Annotated in this window: 12 protein-coding genes; 6 read left to right on the top strand and 6 right to left on the bottom strand. The window is 61.1% G+C overall.

Annotated elements, in window-relative coordinates; genetic code table 11:
• Window positions 1–70 precede the first annotated feature (70 nt).
• Together lptG and lptF are read right to left on the bottom strand one after the other, a co-directional pair.
• The gene (lptG, locus tag CS390_RS05080) at window positions 71–1132 is read right to left on the bottom strand and encodes an LPS export ABC transporter permease LptG (RefSeq protein WP_065760172.1); all 1062 of its coding nucleotides are present in this window, start codon (window positions 1130–1132) and stop codon (window positions 71–73) included.
• Window positions 1125–2240, bottom strand: a complete 1116-nt coding sequence (lptF, locus tag CS390_RS05075; RefSeq protein ID WP_099773648.1) for an LPS export ABC transporter permease LptF — start codon at window positions 2238–2240, stop codon at window positions 1125–1127. The genes lptG and lptF overlap by 8 nt, the downstream gene beginning before the upstream one ends.
• A 282-nt stretch (window positions 2241–2522) precedes the next feature.
• On the opposite strand from lptF, the gene CS390_RS05070 reads away from it, so the two are divergent.
• From CS390_RS05070 to rlmF, 5 genes are all read left to right on the top strand, one after another.
• Window positions 2523–4016 (top strand): leucyl aminopeptidase, encoded by a 1494-nt coding sequence (locus CS390_RS05070; RefSeq protein WP_099773647.1) that lies wholly within the window; start codon window positions 2523–2525, stop codon window positions 4014–4016.
• A gap of 53 nt (window positions 4017–4069) precedes the next feature.
• Window positions 4070–4498 (top strand): DNA polymerase III subunit chi, encoded by a 429-nt coding sequence (locus CS390_RS05065; protein ID WP_099773646.1) that lies wholly within the window; start codon window positions 4070–4072, stop codon window positions 4496–4498.
• A gap of 5 nt (window positions 4499–4503) precedes the next feature.
• Window positions 4504–4899, top strand: coding sequence for a DNA polymerase III subunit chi (locus CS390_RS05060; RefSeq protein ID WP_065760910.1), 396 nt, complete (start codon window positions 4504–4506; stop codon window positions 4897–4899).
• Window positions 4900–5069: 170 nt separating this feature from the next.
• The gene (locus tag CS390_RS05055) at window positions 5070–7916 is read left to right on the top strand and encodes a valine--tRNA ligase (RefSeq protein WP_099773645.1); all 2847 of its coding nucleotides are present in this window, start codon (window positions 5070–5072) and stop codon (window positions 7914–7916) included.
• Window positions 7917–8024: 108 nt separating this feature from the next.
• The gene (rlmF, locus tag CS390_RS05050) at window positions 8025–8987 is read left to right on the top strand and encodes a 23S rRNA (adenine(1618)-N(6))-methyltransferase RlmF (protein ID WP_099773644.1); all 963 of its coding nucleotides are present in this window, start codon (window positions 8025–8027) and stop codon (window positions 8985–8987) included.
• A 51-nt stretch (window positions 8988–9038) separates the two neighbouring features.
• Here the strand turns inward: rlmF and CS390_RS05045 are convergent, their stop codons facing one another.
• A complete protein-coding gene (locus tag CS390_RS05045; protein WP_009398256.1) occupies window positions 9039–9320 on the bottom strand; it encodes an HU family DNA-binding protein in 282 nt (93 codons plus the stop codon).
• Between the two features lie 410 nt (window positions 9321–9730).
• On the opposite strand from CS390_RS05045, the gene yejK reads away from it, so the two are divergent.
• Window positions 9731–10738 (top strand): nucleoid-associated protein YejK, encoded by a 1008-nt coding sequence (gene yejK / locus CS390_RS05040; protein WP_065760913.1) that lies wholly within the window; start codon window positions 9731–9733, stop codon window positions 10736–10738.
• Here yejK and CS390_RS05035 read toward each other — a convergent pair.
• The 3 genes from CS390_RS05035 to CS390_RS05025 all read right to left on the bottom strand — a co-directional run bounded on the left by CS390_RS05035 (window position 10719) and on the right by CS390_RS05025 (window position 12943).
• The gene (locus CS390_RS05035; RefSeq protein ID WP_099773643.1) at window positions 10719–11018 is read right to left on the bottom strand and encodes a GIY-YIG nuclease family protein; all 300 of its coding nucleotides are present in this window, start codon (window positions 11016–11018) and stop codon (window positions 10719–10721) included. The genes yejK and CS390_RS05035 overlap by 20 nt on opposite strands.
• Window positions 11019–11061: 43 nt before the next feature.
• Window positions 11062–11532, bottom strand: a complete 471-nt coding sequence (locus CS390_RS05030) for a nuclear transport factor 2 family protein (protein ID WP_065760915.1) — start codon at window positions 11530–11532, stop codon at window positions 11062–11064.
• A gap of 124 nt (window positions 11533–11656) precedes the next feature.
• Window positions 11657–12943 (bottom strand): MFS transporter, encoded by a 1287-nt coding sequence (locus CS390_RS05025; protein WP_099773642.1) that lies wholly within the window; start codon window positions 12941–12943, stop codon window positions 11657–11659.
• Window positions 12944–13003 lie beyond the last annotated feature (60 nt).

Here is a 13003-nt window from a genome sequence, read left to right as displayed (position 1 = left end):
CGCTGAAACCGTGATCAGTCGCCCATGAAAAAGCCGACCCCAGGGTCGGCTTTTTCATACGCGTTACGGCTTAACCGGCCCTGCGCAACAGCCATACCCCTGTCAACGTGCAGATACCTGCCGGAATCAGCACCGCCAACAATGGCGGGAAACCGAACACCTGGCTGGACGGCCCCAGCAGGTCCTGGGCAATCCGGAAGGTGAACCCCACCAGCACGCCGGTAAACACCCGCTGCCCCAAGGTCACCGAACGCAACGGGCCAAAGATGAACGACACCGCCATGAGCACCAGCGCCGCCGTCACAATCGGCTGCATCACCTTGGTCCAGAACGCCAACCAGTAGCGAGCGTTGTTCAAGCCCTGGTCGGACAGGTAGTGAATGTAGTCCCACAACCCGGAAATAGAGAGCGAGTCCGGGGCAACGACCACCGTATTCAACAACTCAGGGGTAACCGCCACATCCCAACGCTCCTCGGGGCTCTTGAGCACTTCAGTGCTGTCGCCGCGGAAGTGCGTGGTGGTGACGCCACTGAGCAACCAGTGATCGTTCTGATACTGGGCCTTGCGCGCAAAGCTGGACGTCAGCATGCGGCGCTCGCTGTCGAAGCGGTAGCGCGTTACGCCATACAAAAGGCCGTTGGGCTGAACGCTGTTGATGTGGACAAACTCATCACCCTGACGATGCCACATACCGCGCTTGGAAGACTGCGCCTCACCACCGCCCTGCGCCAGGGAGCGCTCGGCCTGGGCCTTGTTTTCGGTGACCGGGGCCAGGTACTCACCAATCAGCACGCCGACCAGCATCAGCACCAGCATCGGCTTCATGACTGCCCAGACGATACGGCCAATAGACACGCCAGCCGCGCGCATGATGGTCAGCTCACTGCTGCTGGCCAAGCTGCCGAGACCGATCAGGCAACCGATCAGTGCTGCCATCGGCAGCATGTCGTAGAGCCGACGCGGCGCGGTCAACAGCACAAAACTAGCCGCATCCATCAGGGTATAGGTGTTGCTGATGTCGCTCATTTCATCAATGTAGGCAAACAGCGAGGCCAGGCCGAGAATGATCCCCAGTACGGCAATAATTGCCAGGAACACACTCTTGCCGATGTAACGGTCGAGTTTAACCACGGGCCACCTCCGCACGGCGGGCAGCACGCTTGAGCTTCAACGGCTCCCAGTACATCAACCCAAGGCCGATGAGCAGGAACAAGCCATGCACCCACCAAAGCCCCAAGGCGATCGGCAGCTTGCCTTTTTCCAGGGCACCACGCGCAGCGATCAACATTGTCAGATACGCCATATACAAAAGAATCGCCGGCAGCAGCTTGAGGAAACGTCCTTGCCGCGGATTGACGCGCGACAGCGGCACGGCCAGCACGGTCACGACAAACACCAGCAATGGCAACGAAATCCGCCATTGCAACTCGGAGCGCTCGCGCAGGGTCTTGGCACCCAGCAACGTCGACGTCGGGATTGCTTCCCGATCAGTCACTTCCTCGCTGACTTCCGGCTTGGGCAACAGCACCCCGTAGGTGTCGTACTTGATGATGCGGTAATCGGCCTGCCCCGGATTACCGTCATAGCGGTAGCCGTTTTCCAGGATCAGGTAACGATTGCCATCCGCCTGCACTTCCTGACGCCCCTTCTCGGCCACCAGCACAGAAGGACCGCGGTCCTTGCTCTTGTCCTGGGAGACGCGTTTCTCGGAAATGAACACCCCGCCCAGATTCTCACGGTTATCGGATAGCTGCTCGCTATAGGTAACACGTGAACCGTCACGCAGGGTCTGGAAGCGTCCCGGAACCAAGGTGTCGAACTCGGTCAAGGCGTCCTGTTCATTGATGATCTGTGCCACCCGCGCAACGCCCTGAGGCGCAAGGCCCAGGCTCAACCAGGCCACCAGCAAGGCCACCAGCAAGGCCGGAGCCATGGTCATCGCCAGCAGGCGCTGCTGGCTCATCCCGGTGGCGGCGAGCACGGTCATCTCGCTTTCCAGGTAGAGCCGGCCGTATGCCAGCAAAATGCCCAGAAACAGGCCCAGCGGCAGGATCAGTTGCAGGAAACCCGGCAAGCGGAACCCCATGATCATGAACAATACGCTCGGGTCGAGCAGGCCCTGTGCGGCCTGAGCCAGGTACTTGATGAAGCGCCCGCTCATGATGATAACCAGCAGCACGGCGCTGACGGCACTCAAGGTCAGCATGACCTCGCGAGACAGATAACGAAAGACGATCAAACCAGACACTCCTGGGTTGTCAGGCTCAAACAGCCGAACAAGGGAAACGTAGCAGTCGCACCGGATGCACGCTGCAGACGTGAAACCGGCAAAAAAGTTGGCGCATTATCCTGTGATTGGCCGTGCCTGTCACTTGGCGTACGCAAAGCGTCATCTCGGGGTTGTCAGGCTGGGCGCAGCAGGCTCAAACTGGCGGCTTTATCACTGGCACGCAGATGCGCCGCCAGGCCGCTCCAAGCGCCTGCACAGACAGCGCACAGACCGATCATTGGGGACCCTGACATGGAATTGGTTGTAAAAAGTGTAGCCGCAGCATCGTTGAAGACCGCAACCCTGGTACTGGCTGTCGGTGAAGGCCGCAAACTCGGCACCACCGCCAAAGGCATCGACGACGCGACCGACGGCGCCCTGAGCGCACTGCTCAAGCGCGGCGACCTGGCCGGCAAGGTGGGCCAGACGCTGCTGCTGCAAAGCCTGCCTGGCCTGAAGGCCGAGCGCCTGTTGCTGGTCGGCACCGGCAAAGACGCCGAACTGGGTGATCGCAGCTGGCGCAAAGTCGTTTCCAGCGTACTGAACGTGCTCAAGGGCCTGGGCGGCAGCGATGCCGTGCTGGCGCTGGACGATGTAGCGGTCACTGGCCGTGATGCCCCTTACGAAAAAACCCGCCTGCTGGCCGAAACCCTGCTCGACGGCGAATATGTCTTCGACCGCTTCAAGAGCAAGAAAGCCGAGCCTCGGGCGCTGAAGAAAATCACCCTGCTCACCGACAAGGCCACCCAGGCCGAGACCGAGCGCGCGGTCAAGCACGCCAGTGCGATTGCCAGCGGCATGAGCTACACCCGTGACCTTGGCAACCTGCCACCCAACCTGTGCCACCCAAGCTTTCTGGCGGACGAAGCCAAGGCACTGGGCAAGGCTCACAAGAACCTCAAGGTCGAAATCCACGACGAGAAGAAGCTCAAGGAACTGGGCATGGGGGCCTTTGTCGCCGTGGGCCAGGGTAGCGACCAGCCACCGCGACTGATCGTGCTCAACTACCAGGGCGGCAAGAAAAGCGAGAAGCCGTTCGTGCTGGTGGGCAAGGGCATTACCTTCGATACCGGTGGTATCAGCCTCAAGCCTGGCGCCGGCATGGATGAAATGAAGTACGACATGTGCGGTGCTGCCAGCGTCTTCGGCACCCTGCATGCCGTACTCGAACTGCAACTGCCCATCAACCTGGTCTGCCTGCTGGCCTGCGCCGAGAACATGCCAAGCGGCGGCGCCACCCGTCCAGGCGACATTGTCACGACCATGAGCGGGCAAACCGTCGAGATCCTCAACACCGACGCCGAAGGCCGCCTGGTGCTGTGCGACACCCTGACCTACGCCGAGCGTTTCAAGCCGCAGGCAGTGATCGATATCGCCACCCTGACCGGCGCCTGCATCGTTGCCCTGGGTAGCCATACCTCGGGCCTGATGGGCAACAATGACGCCTTGGTCGCGCAACTGCTCGAAGCAGGCAAACGCGCCGACGACCGTGCCTGGCAGTTGCCACTGTTCGACGAGTACCAGGAACAGCTCGACAGCCCGTTCGCCGACATCGCCAACATTGGCGGACCAAAGGCCGGCACCATCACGGCGGGCTGCTTCCTGTCGCGCTTTGCCAAGGCCTATGAGTGGGCGCACCTGGATATCGCCGGTACCGCCTGGATCAGTGGCGGCAAGGACAAGGGCGCTACAGGTCGCCCGGTTCCATTGCTGACCCAGTACCTGCTCGATCGCGCCAACGGCTGAGGCCGCCCTGCCCGGCTGCGCCGCTTACGCGCAGCCGGCGGGCACTGCACACCATGAGCCAAGTCGATTTCTACATCCTCCCAAGCCCGGCCCTTTCGGCGCGGCTGGTGTTCGCCTGCAAATTGTGCGAGAAAGCCTGGCGCCTCGGCCACCAGGTCTACCTCAACTGCAGTGACATCACCCAGCGCGACGAACTGGATGAACTGCTCTGGCGCTTCAAGGGCGAGGCATTCGTACCGCACAGCAATGCCGAAGACGACCCCGAGGCCACTGTGGTATTGGGCCTGGGCGACACGCCCGGCAGCCATCAGGACCTGCTGATCAACCTCGACCTGAAGGTGCCAGGCTTCGCTGACCGTTTTGCCCGCATCGCTGAAATCGTGGTCGAAGACCCCGAGATTCGCCAGGCGACACGGGAGAGTTTCCGTTTCTACCGACAACAGGGCTATGCTCTGCAAGATCACCGCTTACAGCGACTCTGACGACGATGGACAAACCCACGCCCCACTCCAAGTCCGCGCACTTGCTGGATGACCTTGAGTCGATCCGCCAACTGCTCGGCGACGATACCCTGCAACCACCCTTGCTGACCGAAACCGTGGACCACAACGAGCAGATTCCACTGCTGCTTGAAGAGGCCATCGAACCGGTTGTGCCAACGCTTGAAGCTGAAGTACCAAGCGCTCAGCCACCGGCACAGGAAGCACCTGACCCTCAGGCCAGGAGACAGGATACCCTCCTGCACCTGGACGTTGAGTTGCGTGCTGCCGCACAGCTGATCATGCAGGACGTGATCGATGACTTCGCCCCGCACATCGAAACCGAGATCAAGCGTCGGCTGGATGCGCGTCTCGAGCGTTTGCTGAACCAGTTGCCAGAGTAAATCCGCGGGCCATTGGCCCGCGTTGCTCTGCGATCGCTATACCGGTCATGCCCGCAATGGGTGAAACGACGTTTTCTGCCTCCTGCCATCACCTCAGGCTACGCCCCAGCGCCTATTCCCCGTTATACTTCTCGGCTTTCCCGAATAAACGCCATAGGGTCCCGCCGCGCATGGATAAGACCTACCAGCCGCACGCTATTGAAACTTCCTGGTACCAGACCTGGGAGTCCGAGAATTATTTCGCCCCGCAAGGTGCGGGCGAGCCGTACACCATCATGATTCCGCCGCCGAATGTCACCGGCAGCCTGCACATGGGTCACGGCTTCAACAACGCGATCATGGACGCCCTGATCCGTTTCCGCCGCATGCAGGGCCGCGACACCCTGTGGCAGCCAGGCACCGACCATGCCGGTATCGCTACGCAGATGCTGGTGGAGCGTCAACTGGAAGCCAAGGGCCAGAGCCGCCACGACCTGGGCCGGGAAAAGTTCCTGGAAAAGGTCTGGGAATGGAAAGACCAGTCCGGTGGCAACATCAGCCGCCAGATCCGCCGCCTGGGCTCCTCGGTAGACTGGAGCCGCGAGCGCTTCACCATGGACGACGGCCTGTCCGAAGCGGTCAAGGAAGCCTTCGTGCGCCTGCACGAAGACGGCCTGATCTACCGCGGCAAGCGCCTGGTCAACTGGGACACCAAGCTGCACACCGCGATCTCCGACCTTGAAGTGGAAAACAACGACGAGAAAGGTCACCTGTGGAACCTGCGCTACCCGCTGGCCGACGGCGCGAAAACCGCTGAAGGCAAGGATTACCTGGTCGTTGCCACTACCCGTCCGGAAACCATGCTGGGCGACGCCGCCGTAGCCGTTAACCCGAACGATGAGCGCTACCAGGCCCTGATCGGCAAGTTCGTCGAGCTGCCACTGGTTGGCCGCCGCATTCCGATCATCGCCGATGACTACTGCGACCCGGAATTCGGCACCGGCTGTGTGAAGATCACCCCGGCCCACGACTTCAACGACTATGAAGTCGGCAAGCGTCACAACCTGCCACTGCTGAACATCTTCGACAAGAACGCCATGGTGCTGCCGGCAGCCCAGGTATTCAACCTCGACGGCAGCGTCAACGAATCCATCGATGCCACCCTGCCTGCCCGCTACGCCAACCTCGACCGTTTCGTCGCGCGCAAGCAGATCGTCGCCGATTTTGAAGCCGCAGGCCTGCTGGTCAGCGTTGACGACCACGCCCTGAAAGTACCGAAGGGCGACCGCTCCGGCACCGTCATCGAGCCGTGGCTGACCGACCAGTGGTACGTGTCGACCAAGCCCCTGGCCGAGCCGGCCATTGCCGCCGTCGAAGATGGCCGTATCCAGTTCGTACCGAAGCAGTACGAAAACATGTACTTCTCCTGGATGCGTGACATTCAGGACTGGTGCATCAGCCGCCAGCTGTGGTGGGGCCACCGCATTCCAGCCTGGTACGACGAAGCCGGCAAGGTCTATGTCGGGCGCAGCGAAGAGGAAGTGCGCAGCAAGCACAACCTGGGCGCCGAGGTTGTCCTGAACCAGGACAACGACGTACTCGACACCTGGTTCAGCTCGGGCCTGTGGACCTTCTCGACCCTCGGCTGGCCAGAGCAGACCGAATTCCTGAAGAAGTTCCACTCCACCGACGTGCTGGTCACCGGTTTCGACATCATTTTCTTCTGGGTTGCCCGGATGATCATGCTGACCATGCACCTGGTGAAGAACGAGGATGGCACCCCGCAGGTACCGTTCAAGACCGTTTACGTCCACGGCCTGGTGCGCGATGGCCAGGGCCAGAAGATGTCCAAGTCCAGGGGCAACGTCCTTGACCCGCTGGACATCGTCGACGGCATCACCCTCGATGCCCTGCTGGAAAAACGCACCAGCGGCATGATGCAGCCAAAACTGGCCGAGAAGATCGCCAAGCAGACCCGTGCCGAGTTCCCGGAAGGTATTGCCAGCTACGGCACCGATGCCCTGCGCTTTACCTTCTGCTCGCTGGCGTCCACTGGCCGCGACATCAAGTTCGACATGGGCCGCGTCGAAGGCTACCGCAACTTCTGCAACAAGATCTGGAACGCCGCCCGCTACGTGCTGGACAAGGGCGAAGACTGCGGCCAGAACGGCGAAGCCTACGAACTGTCACTGGCTGATCGCTGGATCATCTCGCAGCTGCAGCGCACCGAAGCCGAAGTGACCCGTCAGTTGGAGCAGTTCCGTTTCGACCTGGCAGCTCAAGCGCTGTACGAGTTCATCTGGAACCAGTACTGCGACTGGTACCTGGAGTTGTCCAAGCCTGTGTTGTGGGACGAAAACGCGCCTGTCGAACGCGCGCGCGGCACCCGTCGCACCCTGGTACGGGTACTGGAAGTCGCGCTGCGCCTGGCTCACCCATTCATGCCATTCATCACCGAGGAAATCTGGCAGCGCCTGGCGCCGCTGGTTGGTGCTGAAGGCAAGACGATCATGCTGCAGCCTTGGCCAGTGGCCAACGACAGCCGCATCGATACGGCTGCCGAAGGCGATATCGAGTGGCTGAAGGAACTGATGCTCGGCGTGCGTAACATCCGTGGCGAAATGAACATCGGCCCGGGCAAACCACTGCAACTGTTCCTGAAGAACGCCAGCAGCGAAGACCAGCGCCGCCTGCAGGAAAACGAAGCGCTGCTCAAGAAGCTGGCGAAGATCGAATCCTTCACCGTGCTGGGCGAGCAGGACGAGGCACCACTGAGCGCTACCGCACTGGTAGGCGATCTGCAGGTACTGGTTCCTATGGCAGGCCTGATCGACAAGGATGCCGAGCTGGCGCGCCTGAACAAGGAAATCCAGCGCCTGCAAGGCGAAGTCCAGCGCGTGGGCGGCAAGCTGTCCAACGCAGCGTTCGTTGACAAGGCACCACCTGCCGTCATCGACAAGGAACGCGCCAAGCTGGCTGAAGCCGAGCAGGCCTTGGCCAACTTCACCGAGCAGCATGCGCGGATTGCCAGCCTGTAACCGCTAGTACGCCGCCGTAATGCCATCGCGGGCAAGCCCGCTTCTACAGGTTGACAACCAACCGTGTAGGAGCGGACTTGCCCGCGATGCGTTCCACAGGACACCCTCATGAGCACACCCAACAAACCGACCCTGCACCCGCGCAATCGCCATCAGGGCCGCTATGACTTTCCCCAACTGATCAAAAGCAGCCCGGAACTGGGCCGTTTCCTGATCACGAACCCGTACGGCAAACCCAGCATTGATTTTGCCGACCCCGAGGCCGTAAGGGTCTTCAACCGGGCCCTGCTCAAGGCCCAGTACGGCATCCAGCACTGGGACATACCGGCAGACTACCTGTGCCCGCCCATCCCCGGACGCGCCGACTACCTGCACGCACTTGCCGACCTGTTGGCCGACGACAACGCCGGCGAAATTCCTCGCGGGGCGAAAATCCAGGCGCTGGACATCGGTGTGGGCGCCAACTGCATCTACCCGCTGCTCGGCTATAGCGATTACCGCTGGCGCTTCGTAGGCTCGGACATCGATACCGTCGCACTGGCCTCGGCCAAAGCCATCGTCCAGGCCAATGGGCTGGGCAAGGCCATTGGCCTTCGCCTGCAGAGCAACCGCAAACACATCCTGCTCGGCCTGCTCAGCGCTGAAGACCGCTTTGACCTGACCCTGTGCAACCCGCCCTTCCATGCCTCGCGCGACGAAGCCACCCGTGGCAGCCAGCGCAAATGGCGGGCGCTGGGCAAGGCCGACCCCAAGCGCAAACTGCCTGTGCTCAACTTTGGCGGGCAAAACAATGAACTGTGGTGCGAGGGTGGCGAGATACGTTTCGTCAGCCAACTGGTGACCGAAAGCGCGGCGATGGGTCAACAGGTGCTGTGGTTCACCAGCCTGGTCTCCAAAGCCTCCAACCTGCCTGGCATTCAGGCGGCCCTGAACAAGGCGGGCGCTCTCGAGCATCGCGTCGTCGAGATGGGGCAAGGACAGAAGCAAAGCCGTCTGGTGGCCTGGACCTTCAAGGACGCAGCCGCCCGGCAACAATGGCGCCAGCAACGCTGGGCCGAACGGCAGGCATGAAAAAGCCGCGCCAGACAAACATCAGGCGCGGCTTCAGGAACAGCTTACGACTTACTTGTTGACAGCGTCGGTCAGCACTTTGGCTGGAACGAACTTGACAACTTTCTTGGCCGCGATTTCGATGGCAGCGCCAGTCGATGGGTTACGGCCGGTACGGGCAGGACGCTCGGTGATTTTCAGTTTGCCAATACCTGGCAGAGTGATTTCGCTGCCATTTTCCAGTTGATCAGCAACGATCTGGCCCAGTTGCTCCAGAGCGTTACGCGCGGTGGTTTTTGGCGCGTCGATAGCTTCAGCGATATCGGCGATCAGTTGGTCTTTGGTCAATGCCATGGTGGTGTTCCTTCCCTATCAAATTCAGTTGGTTTGCAGAGTGCCGCGTCAGCTATCGGGCCAGGCCTGCAAATGCCCGGCGGCTCGGTGTTACAGCCACACCAATCGCGTATGTAGATACGCAAAATGACGTTTGGTTCGATGTGACACGAGCGGTCTGCCAGCGATGCGCCACATAGGGGGGCGCAAGACGGGGGCAAAGCTACCACAGAGGCGAATAAATATCCGCCTCAAGCAAGGCAAATGTTCAGGTTTTTCGGGGGGTTGCGCCAAAAAACGCAAAAAATCGAACAAAAAATGAACAAAGGCCATTTCACAATACATCCAGACACGGCGCAGCCCCAGGTCTGGGTTACACTGGGCGACTTTGCAATATGGCAGCGCCCTGCCCTTTTTCAGCCGAGAATCCCATGCCGATCCGTCATTGCATCGTCCACCTGATCGACAAAAAGCCCGATGGCAGCCCAGCCGTGCTGCATGCCCGCGACTCTGAACTGAGCGAGTCGACCGCCATCGAAAACCTGCTGGCCGACCTCAACGACAGCTACAACGCCAAACAGGGCAAGGCCTGGGGTTTCTTCCATGCCGAATCCGGGGCGCACCCGTTCAGTGGCTGGCTCAAGGAGTACCTGGACAACGGTACGACCTTCACCGCCTTCAGCCGTGTCGCCGTCGAACACCTGCAGAAGCTGATGGAAGAGTCCAACCTCTCGGTGGGTGGCCATGTGCTGTTTGCCCACTACCAGCAAGGCATGACCGATTACCTGGCCATCGCCCTGCTGCACCACAGTGAAGGCGTGGCGGTTAACGCCGAGCTCGACGTCACCCCGTCGCGCCATCTGGACCTGGGTCAGCTTCACCTGGCTGCACGCATCAACATTTCCGAGTGGCAAAACAACCAGAACTCGAAACAGTACATTTCCTTCATCAAGGGCAAGAACGGCAAGAAAGTCTCGGAATACTTCCGCGACTTCATTGGCTGTCAGGAAGGCGTGGACGGCCCCGGCGAAACCCGCACCCTGCTCAAGGCCTTCAGTGACTTCGTCGAAAGCGAAGACCTGCCCGAGGAAGCCGCCCGAGAGAAAACCCAGACCCTGGTCGATTACGCCACCAGCCAGACCAAAGCCGGTGAGCCGGTAACCCTGGAAGAACTCTCCAGCCTGATCGATGAGGACCGCCCAAAGGCCTTCTACGACCACATCCGCAACAAGGACTATGGCCTGTCGCCGGAAATTCCTGCCGACAAGCGCACCTTGAATCAGTTCCGCCGCTTCACCGGTCGAGCCGAAGGCTTGTCGATCAGCTTCGAAGCGCACTTGCTTGGCTCGAAGATCGAATATGACGAGGAAGCCGGAACACTGATCATCAAAGGCTTGCCGACACAGCTGACCGATCAGCTCAAGCGTCGCAAGGACTGACCGCGAGATAGGAGGCGACCAACGCCTCCTTGGCACTTTTGCGCAGCTTCTTCACCAGCCGCTCCTGGCGCAGGGCTTCAGCCTTGTCCGGCCACACCTCTACATACACCAGCGCGACCGCCGGGCTGGTGCTGAAATAACGAGCGCCCCGCCCCTTCTGATGAGCCTCGAAACGTCGTTGCGGGTTATCACTGATACCGCAGTACAGTGAGCCGTTGGCGGCGCGCACCAGGTAGACGTACCAAGGTTTGCTGGTGAGTTCACAGAGGCTATCGGTCACGGCATATTCGTAAAGAAGACGACAAGGCTCACAGCTTACCGCCTCAGCGGGCAGCCTGAAACGTCCGCAAGCCTTTCAACGCCTGCGCCCTCACCTTACCCTGCAGCCATGGCGTCCACCCCAGCAGCAAACCTTTCATGCCTAACGCCTGGCGCGCCCATTGCCACATTTCGAAACTGTCATGATGCTCACAGATCTTGCCGTCGCGAAACACGAAGCGCGCCTGTATGTCGTTGATCACGACCCGGCCGGTCTGGTTGAACAGGTAGGTGGCCACCCAGTGAGCGCCACCGCTGCGCTCATCGGCGCGCACATTGTCGAACGTCAGGGAGAAATCCTTGGCGCGAGTCGTCAGCATGCGCCACATATCACCCGCATCCTTGCCCTGCAAAATGCCGAAGGCCGGGTCACTGAAAAGCACATCGTCGCTGTAGCAGGCCACCATGGCCTCGGCATCCAGCCGCTGAAAGGCCTGATAGAAGCGGGTGATCAGGGCACTGTGAGCATCGCTCATGGGCAGATCCATTACCGAGAAGAGAGTCTGGAACGATAGTCCGGGCCGAGGCCGAAAAGCTACGGACATTTGCACGGCGAATAGCGCGCACCACCTGAAATCAATCGCTGACCGCCAGCGCGGATCAGACCCGCTCGCTGGTCGCGTTCACATACAGGGCGCGCCCGGCCTTGAGGCCGAAGACTATGGCGCTGACACCGAGCACCGCGAAAATCCACCCCACAGCCTTCCACCCGCCCGTCAGGTCATGCACCACACCCACGGCGAAAGGCCCAAGGGACGCCAGGGTGTAACCCACCCCTTGCGCCATGCTCGACAGGTTGGCCGCGACATGGGCATCCCGGGAGCGCAGCACGATCAGGGTCAATGCCAGCGCAAACGCTCCGCCCTGCCCCAAGCCCAAGACCACCGCCCAGCCCCAGAGGCCGTTCAGCGGCGCATAAAGACAACCGAACAACCCGGCCAACGTCATCAGCATGGCCAACACAATGGCCAAGCGCTGATCCTTGCCCCGGGTGGCCAGCCAAGGTGCAGTCAACGAGCTGAGCAGTTGAACAATGACCGAACCGGACAACACCAGGCCTGCCTCGGTCGGGCTGAGGCCGCGCCCGATCAGCACCGAAGGCAGCCAACCGAAGACGATGTAGGCCAACGACGACTGCAGCCCCATGTACAAGGTCACCTGCCAGGCCAGCGGATCACGCCACACACCGCGCACCCGGTAGGCGACGCTATGCGCCGCATGGCCCTGACGTGCCTGAGGCAGCCAGAACAGCGCCGCAACGACCGCTGGCAGCAACCAGAAACCCAGCCCCATCGACCAGCTGTCATCAAAGTAACGACCAAGCGGCACGGTGGCGCCAGCGGCAACTGCAGCGCCGAGGCACAGGGCCATGGTGTAGACGCCGGTGAGCGTACCGGCATGCTTGGCAAAATCACGCTTGACGATACCCGGCAACAAAACGCCGATCACGCCGATGCTGGCGCCGGCCAGTATGCTGCCGACAAACACCCCAAAACTGCCCAGGACGCTGCGCAGGAAAATACCGGCCGCCAGGCACAAGAGAACACCCAGCACGACCCGCTCACTGCCGAAACGCCGCGCCAGCACAGGCGCCAACGGTGCAAACAGGCCCAGGCACAGCACGGGCAAGGTGGTCAGCAGGCCCGCTTGGGAAGCACTCAGCCCAAGGCTCTCAGAGACCTGCCCGAGCACCGGCGCCATGCTCGACAACGCCGGGCGCAGGTTCAGGGCCACCAACACCAGCCCCAGAAGCAGCAACCAAGGGCGTTGCAATACCACGGGCTGTTGTTGAACCTGCTCATCGTCAGCTTCAGCGTCGATCAGCAGTTCGTCGAGTTCCGCTCCACGCGCTTCGCGGTCACGGGCAGCAGCGTGTTCAGGGTTCATCCGTCGGGCTCCAGCAAAGGGGTTAGACTGCGGTACAAATGCAATCGCCGGCCAGACCAG

It is taken from the genome of Pseudomonas sp. HLS-6 (genome assembly GCF_002753995.1).
Lineage (GTDB): Bacteria > Pseudomonadota > Gammaproteobacteria > Pseudomonadales > Pseudomonadaceae > Aquipseudomonas > Aquipseudomonas defluvii.
The sequence above is the reverse complement of the archived record's forward strand: the minus strand, read 5'-3'. Positions and strand labels throughout refer to the sequence as shown.